Raw genomic sequence first — 18,945 nt, forward strand, 5'->3', positions numbered from 1 at the left:
AGATAAGCATTCGACCGGTGTAGCAGCCGTGGGAGTGTTTCGTGTATTGTCCCTCTGACGATCGCACCAAGCCGCCTTTATCCAATGCTGTCCGGCTTCTGAACGGATGGCTGTGGGTTGTCTTTCTGTTATGCATTGTCGGGACGGCCAAGGCGCAATCGAGCCTGAGCGAAGGCTATGCGCGCGAACTGGCCCCGCTCTCGAACAGTGAACGCGTCGGTAGCGAGATCTGGTTCAACGCCACCGCTTTCAACGACCGCTTCTTCACCTACGGTTTTCAGCAGCGCCTGGGCGGCCTGATCGACTGGTACGGTATTCTCGCCGCCTCGAAAAAGCAGGACATCTTCCAGGCTTGGGGTGGCATCCCCGATCCCGATTGCTGCGTGCCGGGCGAACCCGATTGTCCGGCCAAGACATTGGCCGAGACCTATGGCTTCCAATGGTGTCCCGGCGATGATGCGCTTCTGCAATTCATCGGCAAATATGGCTATCGCGATCCGGCCTGCGACCTGAAGGACACGCCGGCTCAGGGCACCGACCAGCGCCAGAGCTCTTGCGATCTCCATTTCGGCACCTCGACCGGTATTCTGGGCCTGCGCAAATTCCCCAATCCGCGCTTCGACAAGGAGGCCTGGCTCAAGCTCAACGGCAGCCCCGAATCCTGGGAAGGCTATCGCGGCACGCTATCAACCTATCCGACCGATGCGGCAGCGCGCGCCAACCGCCTGTTCGACGGCTCCATCGAGCCGCCTTTCCGGATCGGAATGGCCTGCGGCGCCTGCCATATCGGATTCAAGCCCGGCAATCCGCCGAAGGATCCCGACCAACCTCTGTGGGAGAATATCGACGGCCTGGTCGGCAACCAATATAGCCGCGTGTCGAACTTGCTGGGCTCGGGCTTCGGCAAGCACGCGCTCGAATGGCAACTTATCGCCAGGGCGAGGCCAGGTATCGTCGACACATCGGCGCTGCCGATGGATTACGTCTCCAATCCCGGCACCATGAATTCGATCATCAATTTCGCGCGCCGACCTCTTTTCGAGCATGACGTCCTGAAATGGCGCAAGGCATCGGCCTGCCCGGCGGGAGCTCCTGCCGACACATGCTGGTGCGAGCCCGGCAAGCCCGGCAAATGCTGGGAGCGCTCGACCAAGAAGGAGCTGGTGCCGAACATCCTCAAGGGCGGAGAGGATTCGATCGGCATGGAGGAGGCGATCCAGCGCGTCTATTTCAATATCGGCTCGTGCTCCGAGCAATGCTGGCTCAACCACATTCCGGATCTGCGCGCCGCTGATCCCAATCAGCGCAATTACGGCCAGACGCCTTTCGATATCGGTCAATGCCGGCGCGACTGCGCGAGCTTCCGCGCCATCGAGGACCGCCTCCCCGATGTGAAGGCGTTCTTCCTCACCGCCCGCCCGAGCGATCTCTGGAAAGCACGGGGTCTCGCTTCACCCGCGGCACTCGAAGCCCAGCTCGACACGCAGTTTTTCCCCGGCGCGGTGAAGCGTGGCCGCGACATCTTTGCGCGGCAATGTGCGAGCTGCCATTCGAGCGGCAAGCCGCCTTTCGACAATACCGATTTCCTGGCCACCGTTCCGGGCGATCCGACCTTGCGGGCCGATTGGCTGGGCAATGACGCGGTGGAGCCGGCGAGCGAGATCGGCACCTATGCCGGGCGCGCCATGCATTCGAATCACATGCCGAGCCGCGTCTGGGAGCAATATGCCGCCTTGGATCTCAAGGACCGCCCACGCGACCCGGCGCGGCCCGAAATCATGGCCGGCGCCGGGCGCGGCTATTACCGCAATGTGTCGCTGCTCTCGGCCTGGGCGGATGCGCCCTTCATGCACAACAACGCCATCGGCCCGGAGATCTGCGGAAAGCCGAACGACAAGGCGCTCGATTTCTACGATTCACCCTATGTGGATTCGCAAGGCAAACCCCTCGCCTCGCCGCCCGCCTGCCTTCCCTATGACACGAGCGTCGACGGCCGCTTCCAACTCTATGTCGCCTCGATGCGCGACCTGCTCAACCCGCAGAAGCGCATCGACAAGATGCATCTCCTCGATGACGACATCATAATCGACATCGCGCCCAAGCTACAGAATCCGGAACTGAACAAGCTCCTCGGCATCGAGATCAGTGTGCGCGTGCCAAAAGGCTATCCAGCGCTCGCCATCAACAGCCTGCGCTTCAAGGACCTCATCCAGGATGCCGTGCTGCGCCGCACCGATCCCGGCAAGCTCGACGAGAAATACGCCGGGTTGCTCGACAAGGACCAACTCGCCGATCTGAAGGACGGCCTGCAGCGCCTGATCCTCGAGGCCATCGTGAAGGATCGCCCCACCGTGATCGATCTCGTCGCCGACCGTGACAAGTTCGTGCAGCGCTTCTATTCCAACATTCTCGGGCGCGTCGAGAACAGCGGCCACCGCTTCGGCGAGACCTTGTCGGATGAGGACAAAGACGCCCTCATCGCTTTCGTGGCCACGCTATGACGGCACGCCATTTCATCAGCACGCTCGGGGTCGCGCTGCTTCTCGCCATCGCGGCCCTCGCTTATCTGTGGCACGCGCCCGCCGAGAATACGCCCGAACGGCCCGACATTGCTTTCGCGCCGCTCACCGACACTACCCTCAAGGATCCCGACAACCCGATTAAGGTGTTCCACGTCGATTTCGCCAGGATCGAGCATGACCTGCCGCTGAGCCTCGCCGATCGCGCCAAGATCACGCCGGAGAATCTGAAAACGCTGAGTCAGGAAGAGATTGATCAGATCTATGCGCGGCTCACCGCCGGCCCCATTCCGGATGGCTTCATGCGCGGCGATCTCTTTTTCGCAAAAGGCGAGAAGGGCTTGCGGACCCGGCTCGGTGAGATCCTCGATGGCGGCCTGGGTACCGTCGCCGACACGAAGATCGAGGCGCTGGAGAAGTTCGGGCGGTCCTTGTGGAAGGGCAAGCGCTTTTATCGTGACGAACGGATACTGCGCAACGTGATCGAGGATTTCAAGCCGCTCGAGGGGCTCATCGACGATCCAGGCAAACTCCAGACGGTCGAGATTCCACGCCAGGGGCTCCTGTCCTACATCAGCCCGCGCACCACCGCCTGGCTCCTGTTTCCCGCCAAGCTGTATTGCGGCCAGAGTCTCGTCGACGGCCGGCGTGAATCGATCATCATCGATTACGCCTATACGCACGATCTGCCGGGCTACATGGAAAGGCCCGATGCGCTGGCAGGCCGCGGCGGCCTCATGATCCGCGACGAGATCCGTATGGTGCGGCCCGGCTTCTATCTCGGACGCGCTTATGCCAACCGCGTGTTTCTCCTGAATTTCACCGTCTATGATGCGGAGACCGCCGACAATGGCCTTCAGGCCTTCCTGGACGGCAAGCCCGTCGCGGAAGATTGCTGGGTGGGCGAGCAAGGTGTGGCGGCGGCTCAATAGAGCGCTCGGCCCCGCTGCGCTGACCGTTACGGTGATGGCGAGCACCGCCATCGCCGGAACCGCGTTCGATCGTCTCTATCCGGCCAATAATGGCGCTCTTTCGCTGCCCTATCCATTCGCCCGGTTGATCGAGGATCTGAAAGTGCGGACGGGAGCCGAGATCCAGCTGGGCTTCGTGCCGCTCGGCCGCTCGCTGCAACGCTACGCCGCTGATCCCGATTTTTTCGCCTCGCCCCGCATCATCCTGGCGGTGATCGGCAACGGCGCGCCTGGACACGGGCTGCGCGACCGATTGTTCATGGGCTATCAGCCGGCCGCCCGCGCCATCGAGATCATCTCGTTCGACGAGGCGGAGGGGCGCTTCCGCTTCGCGCAAGTCGATGATTACGGGCCGCAAGGCCGGCCCGCTTTGGCTGAGCTCAATGAGGATGTCTGCGCCACCTGCCATCAAGCCCGCAGCCCCATTTTCTCCGCGCCGCCCTGGGACGAGACGAATGCCAATCCGCGCGTCGTCGCGGCGCTGCCGAAGGCTTTCGAGGGACTTGCCATCCATCAGGATTTCGATGGCCTCGACCAGTTCGCCAGATCGGTGATGCGGGCCAATCGGCTTCTCGTCGCGACGCAACTGAAACACGCGCTCGCCGGTCAGGATGCCGACAGTCTGGCCAAGGCCTTTCCGCAGGGCCTTGCCGTCACCGAGCCGAAAATCCCCAATCGCGATCCCCTGGCGCTGATCGCATCCGGCGTACCCGCCGACAAGACGCTCGAGACCCAGGGCGTCTTCGCGCCGGAGACGCCGCGCCAGCCGGTACTTCTCTGGAAGCCGGGACTGACCGGCTCGGAAGATGCGTTGCGCCTGATCGAGGAGGCGGAACTGCCATGACCTTCACCTGGCGCAGGACCGCCCAAGTCGTTCTCGCACTCGTCGTCCTGGGGGGGTCTATTTCGGCTGGCGCCTCAGCCGCGACGAGCCGGAGAGCTTCGCGTCCGGCGCGATGCAGTTCAAATATGGCTCGACCGGCGGCGACAAGAATTTCGGCATTCCCTTCCCGGTCTGGGAGGTGCTTCCGGTCCTCTTCAAGGACAAGCTGCCGAAGGGTCGCGAGGATCAGGGCTGGGGCGCCTTCGGCTTCATCAGCGAGACTTTCGCCGATAAGGACGAGCACCCGCGCCGGCCGCGGCCGATCGGCACGACCTTGCGCAACTATATGGGGATCGAGCGCATCTTCCTGAATTGCGCCGCCTGCCATGCCGGCGTCGTAACGCCGGCGCCTGGCGGCCAGCGCCTCGTCGTGCTCGGCATGCCCGCCAACACGGTCGATCTCGAAGGCTTCCAGAATTTCCTCGTGGCCATCGCCAACGATCCGCGCTTCACCGCCGACGACATCCTCAAAGCGATCGATAACCAGAAGGTCGACATCGACATCATCAACCGCCTGGCGCTGCGTTTCATCGGTGTCCAGCAGATGAAGGACCTGATCATCGGCATCGGCAAGCGGTTCGAATTCACCACGGCGGAGCCCGCATTCGGCCCGGGCCGCTTCGATACCTTCTCGCCGGCCAAGGCCCTTATGGCTTGGCCGTTCGAGAACATTCCGGCGCATGAGCGGATCGGCGTCGTCGACTTTCCATCCGTCTGGCTGCAGGACAAGAAGCGCTCAATGTGGCTCCACTGGGACGGCAACAACAACAAGCTCGAGGAGCGCAACCGCTCGGCAGCCTTCGGCACCGGCGCCAATTTTCCACTGCTCGACCGGGCTTCGGTGAAGCGCATGGAGGAGTGGCTGCTTACTGCGCGGCCGCCCGACTTCGCCACGACCTTGAAGGTTACGATCGATGCGGCCAAGGCCGCCCGCGGCAAGGTTCTCTATGAAAGCGCCTGCGCCAACTGTCATGGTGCCACGGGCACCGACTTCACCGGCACGTTCGTCGGCAAGACGACGCCTATCGCCCAGATCGGCACCGACCGTTACCGCTTCGACAATTATACCTATGATCTCATGCTCAATCAGAGCACGCTTTATGCCGGCAATGCCGAGGAGCGCTTTCAGAATTTCCGCAAGAGCGACGGCTACGCCAACATGCCGCTCGACGGCCTGTGGCTGAGGGCGCCCTATCTGCACAACGGATCCGTGCCCAGCCTGCGCGATCTCCTGAGAAAGCCCGCCGACCGTCCGGCGATGTTCTATCGCGGCTACACGGTCTATGACCCAGTCGATCTGGGTTTCGTGTCGCGACCCGACCAGATTCCGGATGCCGCCAAGGCGCAGCTCTTCTGCTATGCCACCAATGCGGCCGGGCTTGCGCAGTGCGGGGCGAACGCGCCCGACAACCGCGATACCTGCGATGCCGCGACATGCAAGGGCAACGGCAATGGCGGCCACGATTATGGCACATCGCTGCCCGACGCCGACAAAGACGCGCTCATCGAATATCTCAAGACGTTCTGAGAGGCCGCTCCATGTCCTGGAAATCGTTCGGCGCATTGATCAAAGACAAGGGTCTCAGATTCCTGCGCGGACCGGGCATCCTCATATTCCTCGCCGTCGCCGGCCTCTACTACGCCAACTGGAAATTCTTCAGCCCCAAACCGCAGAATCTTTGCGCCGATGTCGAAAAGGCGCAGGCGAGCCGGTGCCAGGACAACATCGCCGAGGAACAGTTCAAATATGGCTCGCTGAATGCCGAGAATGAGCGCGGCATTCCCTATCCCATCTTCTATGTCATGCCGCGCGTCTTTCCGCAGTGCCTGCCCGGCAACAAGCTCGGCGGCTATCGGGCATTCGGCCTGCCCTGGGAGGAAGGCCGCGAATTGCCGGTCGGCTTCTCCAAGCGCCGGCTCGGTTTCGACCGCATCACCCAGACCTGCGCCATCTGCCACACGGCGACCTATCGCATGAATGTCGCGGACAAGCCGGTCATCGTGCCGACCGGCCCCTCGCACACCACGGCGTCGCAGGAATTCCTGCGCTTCCTGCGCTGCGCCGCCAACGACAAGAATTTCAGCTTCGAGGGGATGTGGGATGAGATCAAGCGCAACTTCAAGATGGGGCTCGACGACTGGGCGATCTATCACGCCTTGATCCCGGTCGTGCGCGACCGCATCCGCGAACAGGTGGAGGGCTTCGCCTGGATGGATCAGGATGAGTTCCGCCCCGGCATGAGAAGGCCCGATTGGGGGCCGGGGCGCGACGATCCGATGAATCTCACCAAGTTCTTCCTCCTCAAAGCCGATCGCCTCAAGGACCAGACCACCGGCAACGCGGATTTTCCGGCCATCTGGGATCTGTCGGTGCGCGAGGGACAATCGATGAACTGGGCGGGCGAAACACTCGATCCCCTCGCGGTGCTCACCGATTCAGCACTTGGTCTCGGCGCGCCGCCGGGGCCGCATTTCGAAAGCCAGATGCGCGATTTGCGCGCCTATCTGCAGAGCAAGAAGCCGCCCCGATATCCTCTGGCCCCCGATGCCCGGGATTCCGCCGTTCTTGCCGGCGCCAAGCTCTTCAAGACCTATTGCGCCGATTGCCACGCGACCGGCGGGCACTATTACGGCAAGACCGTTCCCATCGAGGATATCGGCACCGATCGCGAGCGCTTCGACACCTGGCGGCAGGAAGACGCCGATGGCGCCAACCGCGTGGCGCGCGAGATGGGCGTCATACGCAAGGACATGATCAAGGACAAAGGCTATATTGCCGGGCCCTTGTCGGGCCTGTGGCTCACCGCGCCCTATCTGCACAATGGCTCCGTGGCCAACCTCGCGGAACTGCTCACCCACCCCGAGGACCGGCGCGTCACCTTCTATCGCGGTTGCGATCTCTATGACCACGACAAGATGGGTTTCATATCCGACCGCGTGGAGCCATCCTGCCCCAGCAACTTCCTCTTCGATACGCGCCTTCCGGGCAACGGCAATCGCGGCCATGACTATGGCACGGGCCTGACGCCGGCCGAGAAGACGCAGCTCATCGAATATCTGAAGACATTGTGAGCGAAGGGACGCCCAGATGGATGCCTTTCCCGATGTGACCAGCCCGGCGCTTCCCGACGGTGACGAGATGGTCAGGAGCGAAGACCAGATGCTGAGGGAAGAGCTCGCGGAAATCGCCGCGAAGCGACCCGCGGCGAGCCGGTTGAACGACCATCTTGCGAGCGGTGCGGAAGACGAAGGCCCCTATACGATCGGCCTCGCCTTGTCGGGCGGCGGCATCAGATCAGCGACAGTTTCGCTCGGCATCCTCCAGAAGCTCGCCGGCGCGGGCCTTCTGAAGCATGTCGACTATCTTTCGACCGTTTCGGGCGGTGGCTATATCGGCTCCGCCCTTACCTGGTGGCTGCGCGGCAATGCGTCAGACGAGCCGGAATATGAGAGCCTCTATGACGTCGAGGCGCGCTTCCCCTTCGGCACCCAGGATCCGCGCGTACCGGAGCCAGCCGCGGGCGGCATTTCCGCGGAAGCCCCGGCGCTGACGCCCCTGCAATATCTTCGCGACCAGGGCAATTATCTGGCGCCCGGCAACGGCATCAGCTTCTGGTCGGGCGTCGCGGTGGTGCTGCGGGCCATTCTGCTCAATCTGATGATCTGGATTCCGGTTGCCGCCCTCGTGATGGGCGTGCTCTACGCTTTGGGTCAGATACCGGGTCTCAAGGGGCTTCCCTTCGCGATCCGTATGGTGGCGCCCGGCGCTTTGGAGACCGCCGGCGACATCGTCGGCTCCAGCGGAGAGCTCGAGGTGAACCGAACGATTCCGCCGGCCTTCCTGCTGATGCTCGTCTCGGCCGTGGCGCTCGCCGTCCTGTTTGTCATCGGCAGCATCAATCATTCCCTGTTGTCCTGGACGAGCCTGACCGAATCGGAAATGCGGGCCGAGCGGACGGAGAAGCCGGCGGTCGAGAAGCAGAAATGGTACAGCTGGCTGCTGGCGGGTCTCGCCGGCCTCGCGAATGTCGCTTTGCTGGGCATCACCATCCTGTGGCTCCTGCCGGCGATCAAGCTCCTGTTCACCGATCGCCATCAATGGCTGCTGCCGATCCCACCGCCTCCCATGCTGAGCCCCGGCATCCTGACAGCACTTCTCCTCTGGCTTGCCGTCTTTATCTCCACCGGGCTCTTCTTCTGGTTCATGGGTGAAGCTGGCGCGAGGCGCAACCTCAGCGGAAAGAGCCAGAAGGCCGTGCTCCTCGTTCTGATCGGCCTCTTCATCATCATGGCGGCCGGCTACCTCGTCGACCACCTGTTCAACGGGCCGGGCGTCACGCTGGTCGACCGGATCGCCGCCTTCCTGCTCTTCACCTATGGCGTGGCCTATATCGCTTTCGTCAATTATCTGATCGGTCTTCTAATCCGCAATATCCTCAGGGCCGAGGCGGTGGGCAACCCGCTGGCGGATATGCAGACACCGACGCCTGCTCTTCTGCAATACCGCGCGCGCCGGGTCTTCGAGTGGTTCTACGGCAAAGCCTTGTTCGTCATCATCGTGCTGATCATCGTCGGCAGCCTGCCGCTGGTGAGCCACTATATCGATTACGGCCTGGGCGGCGTCTGGACGGCGCTGGGCCTCGCCGTCACACTGGGCGGCCAGCTCTGGAGCCGCATACGCGGCAACAGCAGGCTCACCGAACTCACCATCATCATCGGCTCCGCTCTCCTCGCCTACGGCATCCTCCTGATCGGACATCGCCTTGCCGTCACCTTCATGGATGGCGACGCCGCGTTGCGCGCGCTGATCGCCGCCGCCGTCATCGGCGCGCTGATCGCCGGCTGGTTCGTCAACACCAACCAGATCGGCCTGCATCGCTTCTACCGCGACCGGCTGATGGAAGCCTTCCTTCCCGATGTCGCCGCCCTGCGCCGCGACACCAATGCCGCGGCGACCGGCGCCAATGAGCTCAAGCTTTCCGACTGCTGGAGCAGCGTCTGGTCGAAGGGACCTTACCAGATCATCAACGCCAATATGGTTTTGAGCAATTCAACCGTGCGCAAGCACCGTCTCCGCGGCGGCGAGAATTTCATGCTTACCCCGCATTTCGTCGGCTCGTCGGCCACCAAATGGTATCGCGGCAAGGACACGGCCTGCGCCGACATGACACTGTCTTCCGCCATGGCCATTTCGGGCGCCGCCGCCAATCCGCGCGGCGCCGCGGGCGGCCACGGGTTGACGCGCAGCCCCTCTGTGGCGCTCGCCATGAGCCTGCTCAATGTCAGGCTCGGTTATTGGATTCCCAATCCGGTGCACGGACAGCCCGGCATGCTGCTCCGCCGCCCCAATCATTTCTGGCCGGGCGGCCTCTACGCGCTGACGCGCGGCGGCTATGTCGAGACGGCGAAGTGGTTGGAACTGGCCGATGGCGGGCATTTCGAGAACCTGGCCATCTACGAGCTGGTGCGCCGGCGCTGCGGCCTGATCATCGTGTGCGACGGCGGCCAGGACAATGCCTCCTCCTATGCCGATATGGTCACCGCGGTGCAGCGCATCGGGCAGGATTTTGGCGCCACCGTGCATTTCGACATGACCGTAAAGAATGGCGCCGGCTTCGAGAAGTCCGGTCCGGCGCAGATGATCGCCAAGGCGACGCTCACCGATTATCCCAAGGGCGCCGAATTCGCCGAGAAAGGCTATTTCGTCGGGCGGATCGACTATGGCGAGCGCGGCAGCAAGGGCTGGCCCGAGAGCGGGATAGTGATCTATCTGAAATCGGCTCTGATCCGCGAGCTGGCGGTGGGCGCCAAGGGCTATCGCGGCGCCCATCATGACTTCCCCAATGAATCGACCGGCGATCAGTTCTTCGACGAGGAGCAGTTCGAGGCCTATCGCGAGGTGGGCTATAGAATCTGCGAGCAGATGGTGACCGAGCTCGACCTCACCCGGCTGTTCCGCGACGGCCCGCCGCCGCTGGCCCGACTCAGGCGGAATACGCGTTTCCGCCCGGCTTAGAACAATTTCCACCACTCGCCGGTATGTGCGTCGGGGACAAGTCATCCGGGCGATTAATTGTTTGGTGATATCGGGCCACCATAGTGGCGACAGTACAGTTTTTCTCATTTCGAGAGGAAATGGGTGCGGCCGACATGCGGCATAATAAGGCCAGCGTTCGCAGCCATGCTGCTCATGGCCTGGATGATGCTGCCCGGATCGGTGCGCGCCGATGAGCGCTCCGATTGCGAAAAGCTGAACGGTGAAGCCAGTATCGGCGCCTGCACCGCGGTGATCGAGGCCGGCACTTACGATGCTGCCGACCTCTCGACCGCCTATCTCAATCGCGGCCTCGAATATTTCGCCCTGCGCTATTATGACCAGGCGATCGCCGATTACACAGCCTCGATCGCACTCGATGCGAGCAAGGCGGATGTCTTCAACAACCGCGGCAACGCCTATCACGCCAAGCGCGACTACCCCATGGCGATCCGGGATTTCGACCGCGCCATAGCCATCAATCCCGCCCACGCGCTCGCCTATAACAATCGCGGCATCGTCTATGGCGACATGGGCGACTATGCGCGCGCGATCCAGGATTACGACCAGGCGATCGCCATCCATCCCGCCTATGCCAGCGCCTACAACAATCGCGGCAATATCCGCGCCAAGCAGGGCGACTTCCGCCAGGCGGTGCAGGATTACAGCCAGGCGATCGTGCTCAAGCCTTCCTATGTCGGCGCCTTCAATAATCGCGCCATGGCCTATGGCGCGCTCGGCCGCTTTGCCGAGGCCGCCGACGACTTCCGCCGTTCGATGGCGCTGCGCCCCAATGACACGGCGAAGGCCGGCCTCGCGGCCCTGGAGGCGCGGATCGCCGCCAAGACGGCGCAGACTTCAGCTGCACCAATGAGCTTTCGGCGGATGCCCAATACAGATCTCGCCGCCGCTCTCCTCGACACGGTCGCGGCCGACAGTATCGACGCCTGCGAAGCCGCGTGCGCCGCCAACAGCTACTGCCGGGCCTATTCCTTCAACATGTGGAACGCGCTGTGCTTCCTCAAGGGCGATCCGGCCCTGCGCTTCCTCGAGCCCAGCACCATGAGCGGTCTCAAGAGCGAGACCTATCCGCCTCCTATTTCCGACGCCGGCGTCTCAATGGTTCGTTTCCACAACAAGATCTTTCCAGGCGAGCCCGTCAGAGAGAGTAACGCCAACCGTATCGAGGATTGCGAGGCGACCTGCCAGATCAGCGACACTTGTGTCGCCTACTCCTTCGTCAAGACGGAAAAATCCTGCCGGATGTTCGAGAGGCCGGGCGCCTATGCGAGCGACGCCGGCGCCGACAGTGGCGCCAAGCGGCAAGTGGTGAACTGATTCATTGACGTGATCGATCCGTAGCGCGGGATTCTTGCGAAAAGCCGGTATCCACTTTTTCGCATCCGGACAACCTGCCCGCCTTACACAATTTACGTGGCGATACCTGCCAGCGGACTTGTTCTGGCCGCACTTGCCAATTGACTTCGCGGGACCTTTTGCAGCGAATTTCCAGCAACTGCTTCTCCTGGTGCGGAGCTTTCCTGGGCAGACGAAAAATGGCTGCGCCCTGTCCGTGCGGGGTGGTCTTTGCAGTTCCGCAATGCCCCCATGACCGTTGGCATAAGACATCGATGCTCTACGGCACGCAATCCGGCCGCATTCAATGGCCGGCAGTGGATGGTCTGTATCTTCGCCGGCCGTGATGTAGTTCCGGGCGATTGACTCGCAGCTCCATCGCCAGAGGCCGTGTTGGTTTGTGCGACATTCTTGAGGAGGTTACCCTCATCCTTCTTGGTCCACACGCGTAGCAAAGCTTGCACGATTTCACGGATTATTCGGAGGCCGAGAGCCATTCGGTTGATCCTATCGGGGTTCTGAAGTCCGGACGCAACTCCTTACCTTGATATTTCCCAATCCTGCCGTTTGGCCCACAATGTCAAGCGCCCACCGTCGCGTCAGGAAGGTAATGAAGACATTTCGAGTGGCGCGCATGGTGAGAAGCTAGCTTCTCCCCGCCAATTCCAGCAGCCACAATTTCGTCTGCTCGACGGAGAAACGCTTGCAGCCAGACTTGACGACTAGAAATTCGCGATAGTCGCTGCGCCGGGCCTCGATGGGCAGGCGGACGAGGTCGCCTTTCGCGATCGCCCGGCGCACATATTCATGCCAGCCGAGCGCTACGCCATGACCGAAGATCGCCGCCTCGAGCACCATCGCATAGGTGGTCAATGGCCGGATGACGGGCTGGTCGGACTGGGCTGCAGCGCCCAGCCAGGTCCTCCAGTCCATCAGCGGGCTGGTGAAATTGGCGAGCTGGAGCAACGGCACTTTCGCCAGATCGGCGGCGTCCTCGATGCGGTGGGCGCGCAGGAGCGACGGCGAGGCGACGGGATAGATCTCTTCCGGCAGCAGCGGGAAGCTGTCATAGCCCGGCCATGAGCCGAGGCCGAATCGGATCTCGAGATCGAAGCCGCCGCCGGCGAATTCCGGCAATTCATCGACACAGACGAGGTGAAGCCGGATATCGGGGTAGCGCGCGTAGAAATCGCCGAGCGCCGGCATGAGCCAGAGCGACGCCGCGGCAACATTGACCCGCAACGATACTATGCCGTCATCATTGCGCGGCAGCGCCTTGGACGACTGGTCGATGCTGTCAAAGGCATTGGCCACGACGCTATGGAACTCTTCGCCGGCGCGGGTCAGCTGGATGCGGGTGCCGTGCCGCGCGAAAAGCGGCGTGCCGAGTGAGGCCTCCAATTGCTGGATACGCCGGCTGATCGCCGGCTGGGCCACCGAGAGCTCCTTGGCGGCCCGGCTGAAATTCTGATGCCGCGCCGCGGCCTCGAAGGCAATGAGATTATCGAGCGAGCCGATCGTTTTGCGCAGGTCGGTCATGAACCAATTGCAGTCTGATAACGTGTGGTTATGAGCGATATCATCTTTTTCGACCTTCCACTAGATCGCCCGAATGACCAGGGTCCCCGCCTATCTATCTGTCAACAATAAGAATAAAGGGAAATTTTCATGCGCAGAATGGCCGCCTTGTTCGCCTCCCTGGCGTTCAGCCTCATGCTTGTCCTGTCATCTTTGGCGAAGGCTCAGGATGCCGATACCCTGGCCCGCATCAAGGCGGCGGGGGTTTTGAAGGTCGGCATGGCCGATTCGATCCCGGCGCAGCAGAAGAACCCGGTCACCGGCGAGTGGGAAGGCTTCAATGTCGACATGGCGAAGAATCTCGCCGCGGCATTGGACGTCAAGCTCGAGATCGTCGACGCCACCTGGGCGACGCTCATTCCTTCGCTGATGCAGCAGCAGTTTGACATCGTCATGGTCGACATGTTCCGCACGCCGGCGCGCGCCCTGACCGTCGATTTCACCGACAGCTATATGAGCACCGGCAATAGCTGGCTCGTCCGCGCCGACCTCGACATCAACGACTGGAAGCAGCTCGACGATCCCAAATATACGATCGTGAACATCGCCGGCATGACCGCGGTGGCGCAGAGCGACCGCCTCCTGCCCCAGGCCACCAAGAAGGTCATCGTGTCCGACAACGCCGTCGCCGGCCAGCTCGAAGTCGCCGCCGGACGCGCCGATGCGCATTTGAGTGACAACATTCAGAACGCGGTGTTCAAGAAGGCCAATCCCAACGCCAAGGTGAAGATCCTCGGCGAGGACAATCCGATCGAGGCGACCGGCTATGCCTATGCGGTCAAGCCCGGCGACTATCACTTCCTCGCCTTCCTCAACACCTGGATCGCCTACAACACCACGACCGGCTTCATCTCTGATCGCAAGCAGGTATGGTTCGGCCTCAAGTAAGCACTGATCGGCAAGAGCGGCATTAGCATCCATGCAGTGGCAATTCGTACCCGCGCTGCTGAACGGCTTGTCTGTGACGCTCTTCTATTTCGCGCTCGGCACCATCGGCTCGATGGTGCTGGCGCTTCCCGTCTCGCTCGCCATGGCGCATAAGCACCGGCTCATCCGCCTGCCCGCCATCGCCTATGTGGAATTCTTCCGCAATACGCCTTTGCTGGTGCAGCTGTTCTGGCTGCATTTTGCGTTGCCGATGCTCACCGGTTTCAACACCAGCGTGCAGCAGACGGCGGGCATCGCCATCGTTCTCGTCATGACCGCCTATATGGCGGAGGTTTACCGCTCGGGACTGGGCGGCGTGGCCAAGGGCCAGCATGAGGCGGCTTTCGCCCTCGGCCTCACATCGGCGCAGCGCTGGTGGCTCGTCGTCATTCCGCAGGCCTTCCGCATCGCGCTGCCGGCCATCGGCAACACTCTCGTCAGCCTGCTGAAGGCGACCGCGATCCTGTCCATCCTGTCCGTGCCTGAGCTCATGCGCACCACCAGCCGGATCAGCGACTACACCGCCGATCCGATCCTGTTCTATTCGATATCGGCGCTGATCTACATCGCGCTGGGGCTGCTCCTGGCCCAGGTCACCCGCCGCATCGAGTTGCGTCTCGCCAGATGGGGCGCGCCATGATGTTCGACATCAATCTCTTCCTCAAGGCGGCGCCGACGCTGCTGCAGGGCCTCGGCATCACCTTCCTTGTAACGGTGGCGGCCTCCCTCATCGCCTGCGCCGGCGGCTTCCTGCTGGGTCTCGCCTCCCTGTCGGCGAAGAAATGGCTCGTACGGTCGGCCTCGGGCTTTACGCATGTGGCGCGCGCGACCCCTGAGATCATCGCGATCTTCTGGGCCTATTACAGCCTGCCGATCCTCCTCGGCGCCAATCTTTCCGGGATCACCTGCGGGATCCTGGCGCTCGGCCTGATCGGCGCCGGCTATATGGCCGAGATCGTGCGCGGCGGCGTGCTGGCCATCGGCAAAGGGCAATGGGAGGCCGCGAAGTCCCTGGCATTGCCGCGCATCATCGCCTGGACATATGTCGTCCTGCCGCAAGCGGCGAAGAAGATGCTGCCCCCCACGGTCAACTATCTGGCGGATCTCATCAAGGCCACCACCTTGCTGGCGGGCGTCGGCGTCGGCGAGACGGCCTATGCCGCTTATATTGAGGGTGCCGCCACCTATCGCTATCTCGAGCCGCTGACCGGCGTCGCCATCCTGTTCTTCCTCATGATTTTCCCCATCAGCCTCCTTGCCCGCCGTCTCGACGGTGAGAAGAAATCAGCCTGAATCCATGTCTGCCAATAAACTCTCCTTCATCCCCTTCGAAAAAATCTGGCGCATGCGCATCGATCATCCCTATTCGATGTTCGTGCGCGATGGCGACATGGCCTGGTCGACCGGCCAATGCCCGCTCGATCAGCGAGGCGAAGTTCTCTATCCTGGCAATCTCCTGGCACAGGGCCTCGTCGTCTGCGATTTCATCAAGCGCTTCATGCGCGAGATCGGCTGCGCGGCTTCTGCCCTTGGCCGCGTGGTGGCCTATTATGTCAAGCAGCATCCGGGCGACGAACAGATGCTGACCCGGCTCCTGCGCGACCGGCTCGGCGATGACCTGCAGATCATTCCCGTGGCGGTGCCGTATTTCTACTATGATGGCATGCTGCTCGAGATCGACGTCTATGCCTCGACTACCCGCCGCCCGATGCAACGCCTCGAGGACGCCGAAACCCGCATCGCCTTGGAAGTGATTGATGCCGGTCCCCTCGTCTGGGCGGCGCTGCGTGTGCCAAAGACTTGCACGCGGCCGGCGGAGCCGGCAATCGACAAGCTCCTGGCCGACGCCGGACTGGCGAAAGACCGCCTTCTGGCCGACCAATGGTTCAGGTCGAAAGAAGCACAAGATCTTGCATCCGGGGCCGATGTCAGCGCCGATCTCGACAGCGATGCCGCGATCGGTGAGCTGACTTTCGCGAAGTCGCCGGTGCAAAGTGAAGTCATCGAAGAGCCTGTCGCGCTCACCATCCGCCACAGTGGCGATCACTTCTATGTCGCGGCGCGGGATGTGACCGCAGAGGGCGGCCTGGTGGAGCAGACGCAGGCCATCATGCGCACCATCGAAGCAAATCTGAGGCGGCGCGGCTTGCGTTTCTCCGATGTGCGCAAGTCAACGACCTATTATCTGGCTGGCAGCTCGGCGGACGAGCTTCACCTCAATATGCAGGTCCGCAATGGCTATTATTCCAAGCCCGGCCCTGCTTCGACCGGATTGCCGGTCATCGCTTTTCCTGCCACCCCGTCACTGATTACGGTGCAACTGCTAGGAATTGCTTCCAACCGCTAGAGCCTTTCCGGTTTTGATCGAATCAATGGATTCAATCAAAATGGGACAAAAAGGCTCGATTACATATATCTGGAGCGCTTCCTTGTCGCGAAAGTCGAGCAACTTTCGCGGGCAGCGCTCTAGCTCACGCCCAGAATTTGAGGGCAAGCCAGACGACCGCGAACCAGACCATCGCGGCGCCAGCTACCGAGGCAGCCCAGACCAGCACGATCGGAACGACGCTCTTTTGTCTTCGTCGGACTCTGCTCATGGGCACTTTCCTTCCGAAGAAGGCCAAGGCTATGGAGTGATGACGTCACTAACAAGTTAAAGTTGAGGACAATGTCCCAAGACGGTTAAGCGGGTCTGCGCGCTCAGAGCCGCCTGCCCGAACCCGGATCGAAGAGATGTACGGATCCTGGCGCAATGGACATGGCGACAATCTCGCCGGGCGCGATCGGAAGGCGCTCGCGGAAGACGGTGGTCAGTTCCTGTCCGTCGAGATCGAGGACCGCATGCGTCTCCGCACCGGTGGGTTCGATGACGAGGGCCTTTGCCGGGGCGCCCGAGGAACCCTTGCTGACGGCCAGATGCTCGGGCCTGATGCCGAGAGTGACGGGTCGGCCCGCCAGCGCCGGCAATGGCTCCGGCAACGGCAGCGTTGCCCCCGACTGGACCTCGAAATCAGTACCATCGGCGGAGATGCGGCCGGGCAGCAGATTCATCGCCGGCGAGCCGATGAAGCCGGCGACGAAGGCATTGGCCGGACGATCATAGAGTTCGAGCGGCCGCCCAGCCTGCTCGATGACACCGCCTTGCAGCACCACGACGCGATCGGCCAATGTCATGGCCTCCATCTGGTCATGGGTGACATAGACGGTCGTCACTTTCAGTGTCTGATGCAGCTTCTTGATCTCGGCCCGCATCTGGACGCGGAGCTTGGCGTCGAGATTGGACAAGGGCTCATCGAACAGAAACACTTGCGGATTTCTGACCAGCGCCCGGCCCATCGCGACGCGTTGCCTTTGACCGCCAGAAAGCTGGCGAGGTAGCCGCTTCAAAAGATCAGCAAGACCGAGCATCTGGGCGGCCTGTCGGATCCGACCATCGACCGTATCCGCCGGCGTCTTCTTGAGGCGAAGCGCGAAACTCAGATTCTCCGCCACCGTCATATGCGGATAGAGCGCATAGCTCTGGAACACCATCGCCACATCGCGATCCTTCGGCTCGATGTCGTTGACGACTCGGCCACCGATGCGGATCTCGCCTTCCGATACATCCTCGAGCCCGGCGATCATGCGCAAAAGCGTCGACTTTCCGCAGCCCGACGGCCCCACAAGAGCGACGAACTCACCCTCGCCGATATCGAGCGACAAACCCTTGATGACCTCCACTTGCCCGAAGAGCTTGCGAACGTCATTGATCGCGACCGATGCCATGGGATCCCTCGTCTGCTCTGTTGGATATGCGGGATGCCGGCGCTATCTAAAGCGCTGCACCTTCTCCATGAGCCGTGAAACCTTGTCCGGCACCACGACACCCCACATGTTGTTGGTGTCCTTGAACCAGCTGCCGACGATCGCCCCGTCAGCCGCGGTGAGAAGGCGTTCGGCCGTGTCGGGGGTGATCCCGCTGCCGACCAGGATCGGCCGTGTCGCCCCCTCCCTTATGCCTTCGATCTCTTCGACCTCCGCAGCATGGCCTGTACGGTTGCCGGTCGCGATCAGTACGTCGGCACCGAAGAATTCGACATCGCGCGTCTGCTCGGAGAGAGGACGGTCGCCGACGATGGCATGACTGCCGTGTTTGACATGCACATCGGCGAAAACGAGTATATTGTCACCGCCGATGGCGCTGCGATAGCGCAAGGCCCGGGGTGCTGCACCTTCGATGATGCCTTCATTTGCCACATAGGCATTGGCCCACTGATTGACGCGCACGAAATCGGCATTGCAGCTTCTGGCGCAGGCGAGCGAGGCGCGCGCGGCATTGGCAACGATGTTGAAGCCCAAGGGGACGCGCGTAGCCTTGCGGATGCGGTCGCCCACGACCGACATCGCGCCCACCGTCTCATATCCGATATCCTCGGGCTTGAGGAAAGGAATGTCGCCGGCATTCTCGAGCAACAGTCCATCGACGCCTCCGCCGACGAGACGCAAGGCTTCTTCCACAGCGGCATCATAGACCGCTTCGAGATCGACCGCCCTGGCGCGCGGCGATCCGGGCAGCGGCTTGACGTGAACCATGCCGATGATTGGCTTGTTTACGGCGAACAGCTTGCGCAGGGGATTGGGGTTTGCGGGCGGTTGATCGAGCATGGTTTTTGTCCTGATCTGCGAGTTCATGGTTGA

General features: G+C 62.1%; 15 protein-coding genes. 11 read left to right on the forward strand and 4 right to left on the reverse strand.

Translation table 11 applies throughout. The features are described 5' to 3' along the window. The first annotated feature begins 41 nt into the window (after positions 1–41). The 7 genes from G5V57_RS08925 (at position 42) to G5V57_RS08955 (ending at position 11,745) form a co-directional block, all read left to right on the forward strand. Positions 42–2,501, forward strand: a complete 2,460-nt coding sequence (locus G5V57_RS08925; protein WP_206530235.1) for a hypothetical protein — start codon at positions 42–44, stop codon at positions 2,499–2,501. Next, positions 2,498–3,451: a hypothetical protein gene (locus G5V57_RS08930; RefSeq protein WP_165167163.1), complete on the forward strand. Its 954-nt coding sequence runs from the start codon at positions 2,498–2,500 to the stop codon at positions 3,449–3,451. The genes G5V57_RS08925 and G5V57_RS08930 overlap by 4 nt, the downstream gene beginning before the upstream one ends. Further along, a complete protein-coding gene (locus tag G5V57_RS08935) occupies positions 3,432–4,334 on the forward strand; it encodes a hypothetical protein (RefSeq protein ID WP_165167164.1) in 903 nt (300 codons plus the stop codon). The genes G5V57_RS08930 and G5V57_RS08935 overlap by 20 nt, the downstream gene beginning before the upstream one ends. A gap of 112 nt (positions 4,335–4,446) precedes the next feature. After that, positions 4,447–5,901, forward strand: coding sequence for a cytochrome c (locus tag G5V57_RS08940; protein WP_165167165.1), 1,455 nt, complete (start codon positions 4,447–4,449; stop codon positions 5,899–5,901). An 11-nt stretch (positions 5,902–5,912) separates the two neighbouring features. Further along, complete coding sequence (locus G5V57_RS08945) at positions 5,913–7,445, forward strand: hypothetical protein (protein WP_165167166.1); 1,533 nt, start codon at positions 5,913–5,915, stop codon at positions 7,443–7,445. Between the two features lie 16 nt (positions 7,446–7,461). Beyond that, positions 7,462–10,389 carry a patatin-like phospholipase family protein gene (locus G5V57_RS08950; protein WP_165167167.1) on the forward strand — a complete coding sequence of 976 codons (2,928 nt, stop codon included), beginning with the start codon at positions 7,462–7,464 and terminating at the stop codon, positions 10,387–10,389. 165 nt (positions 10,390–10,554) lie between these two features. Next, positions 10,555–11,745 carry a tetratricopeptide repeat protein gene (locus tag G5V57_RS08955; protein WP_165167168.1) on the forward strand — a complete coding sequence of 397 codons (1,191 nt, stop codon included), beginning with the start codon at positions 10,555–10,557 and terminating at the stop codon, positions 11,743–11,745. 663 nt (positions 11,746–12,408) lie between these two features. On the opposite strand, the gene G5V57_RS08960 is transcribed toward G5V57_RS08955, so the two are convergent. Next, the gene (locus G5V57_RS08960) at positions 12,409–13,302 is read right to left on the reverse strand and encodes a LysR substrate-binding domain-containing protein (protein ID WP_165167169.1); all 894 of its coding nucleotides are present in this window, start codon (positions 13,300–13,302) and stop codon (positions 12,409–12,411) included. 129 nt (positions 13,303–13,431) lie between these two features. Between G5V57_RS08960 and G5V57_RS08965 the strand changes: the two genes are divergently transcribed. From G5V57_RS08965 to G5V57_RS08980, 4 genes are read left to right on the forward strand one after another with little or no spacing between them, the layout of a single operon-like run. Continuing rightward, positions 13,432–14,229, forward strand: a complete 798-nt coding sequence (locus G5V57_RS08965) for a transporter substrate-binding domain-containing protein (protein WP_165167170.1) — start codon at positions 13,432–13,434, stop codon at positions 14,227–14,229. A 31-nt stretch (positions 14,230–14,260) separates the two neighbouring features. Continuing rightward, complete coding sequence (locus tag G5V57_RS08970) at positions 14,261–14,908, forward strand: amino acid ABC transporter permease (RefSeq protein ID WP_165167171.1); 648 nt, start codon at positions 14,261–14,263, stop codon at positions 14,906–14,908. Beyond that, the gene (locus tag G5V57_RS08975; RefSeq protein ID WP_165167172.1) at positions 14,905–15,561 is read left to right on the forward strand and encodes an amino acid ABC transporter permease; all 657 of its coding nucleotides are present in this window, start codon (positions 14,905–14,907) and stop codon (positions 15,559–15,561) included. The genes G5V57_RS08970 and G5V57_RS08975 overlap by 4 nt, the downstream gene beginning before the upstream one ends. A 4-nt stretch (positions 15,562–15,565) precedes the next feature. Further along, positions 15,566–16,615, forward strand: coding sequence for a hypothetical protein (locus tag G5V57_RS08980; protein WP_165167173.1), 1,050 nt, complete (start codon positions 15,566–15,568; stop codon positions 16,613–16,615). Between the two features lie 124 nt (positions 16,616–16,739). On the opposite strand, the gene G5V57_RS34810 is transcribed toward G5V57_RS08980, so the two are convergent. The 3 genes from G5V57_RS34810 to G5V57_RS08990 form a co-directional block, all read right to left on the reverse strand. Next, entirely contained in the window at positions 16,740–16,865 is a 126-nt protein-coding gene (locus G5V57_RS34810) for a hypothetical protein (RefSeq protein ID WP_256378653.1), read from the reverse strand. Positions 16,866–16,968: 103 nt separating this feature from the next. Continuing rightward, on the reverse strand, positions 16,969–18,033 hold the full coding sequence (locus tag G5V57_RS08985) for an ABC transporter ATP-binding protein (protein WP_165167174.1): 1,065 nt from the start codon (positions 18,031–18,033) through the stop codon (positions 16,969–16,971). A gap of 42 nt (positions 18,034–18,075) precedes the next feature. Next, complete coding sequence (locus G5V57_RS08990) at positions 18,076–18,912, reverse strand: BtpA/SgcQ family protein (protein ID WP_165167175.1); 837 nt, start codon at positions 18,910–18,912, stop codon at positions 18,076–18,078. Between the last annotated feature and the right edge of the window lie 33 nt (positions 18,913–18,945).

It is taken from the genome of Nordella sp. HKS 07, from assembly GCF_011046735.1.
Taxonomy (GTDB): domain Bacteria; phylum Pseudomonadota; class Alphaproteobacteria; order Rhizobiales; family Aestuariivirgaceae; genus Taklimakanibacter.

What these genes read in the sequence shown, in the direction of transcription:
- G5V57_RS08930 (WP_165167163.1), top strand. Translation starts at nt 2,498, where the DNA reads ATGACGGCACGCCATTTCATCAGCACGCTCGGGGTCGCGCTGCTTCTC.
- G5V57_RS08940 (WP_165167165.1), top strand. Translation starts at nt 4,447, where the DNA reads ATGCAGTTCAAATATGGCTCGACCGGCGGCGACAAGAATTTCGGCATT.
- G5V57_RS08945 (WP_165167166.1), top strand. Translation starts at nt 5,913, where the DNA reads ATGTCCTGGAAATCGTTCGGCGCATTGATCAAAGACAAGGGTCTCAGA.
- G5V57_RS08950 (WP_165167167.1), top strand. Translation starts at nt 7,462, where the DNA reads ATGGATGCCTTTCCCGATGTGACCAGCCCGGCGCTTCCCGACGGTGAC.
- G5V57_RS08955 (WP_165167168.1), top strand. Translation starts at nt 10,555, where the DNA reads ATGCTGCTCATGGCCTGGATGATGCTGCCCGGATCGGTGCGCGCCGAT.
- G5V57_RS08960 (WP_165167169.1), bottom strand. Translation starts at nt 13,302, where the DNA reads ATGACCGACCTGCGCAAAACGATCGGCTCGCTCGATAATCTCATTGCC.
- G5V57_RS08965 (WP_165167170.1), top strand. Translation starts at nt 13,432, where the DNA reads ATGCGCAGAATGGCCGCCTTGTTCGCCTCCCTGGCGTTCAGCCTCATG.
- G5V57_RS08970 (WP_165167171.1), top strand. Translation starts at nt 14,261, where the DNA reads ATGCAGTGGCAATTCGTACCCGCGCTGCTGAACGGCTTGTCTGTGACG.
- G5V57_RS08975 (WP_165167172.1), top strand. Translation starts at nt 14,905, where the DNA reads ATGATGTTCGACATCAATCTCTTCCTCAAGGCGGCGCCGACGCTGCTG.
- G5V57_RS08980 (WP_165167173.1), top strand. Translation starts at nt 15,566, where the DNA reads ATGTCTGCCAATAAACTCTCCTTCATCCCCTTCGAAAAAATCTGGCGC.
- G5V57_RS34810 (WP_256378653.1), bottom strand. Translation starts at nt 16,865, where the DNA reads ATGAGCAGAGTCCGACGAAGACAAAAGAGCGTCGTTCCGATCGTGCTG.
- G5V57_RS08985 (WP_165167174.1), bottom strand. Translation starts at nt 18,033, where the DNA reads ATGGCATCGGTCGCGATCAATGACGTTCGCAAGCTCTTCGGGCAAGTG.
- G5V57_RS08990 (WP_165167175.1), bottom strand. Translation starts at nt 18,912, where the DNA reads ATGCTCGATCAACCGCCCGCAAACCCCAATCCCCTGCGCAAGCTGTTC.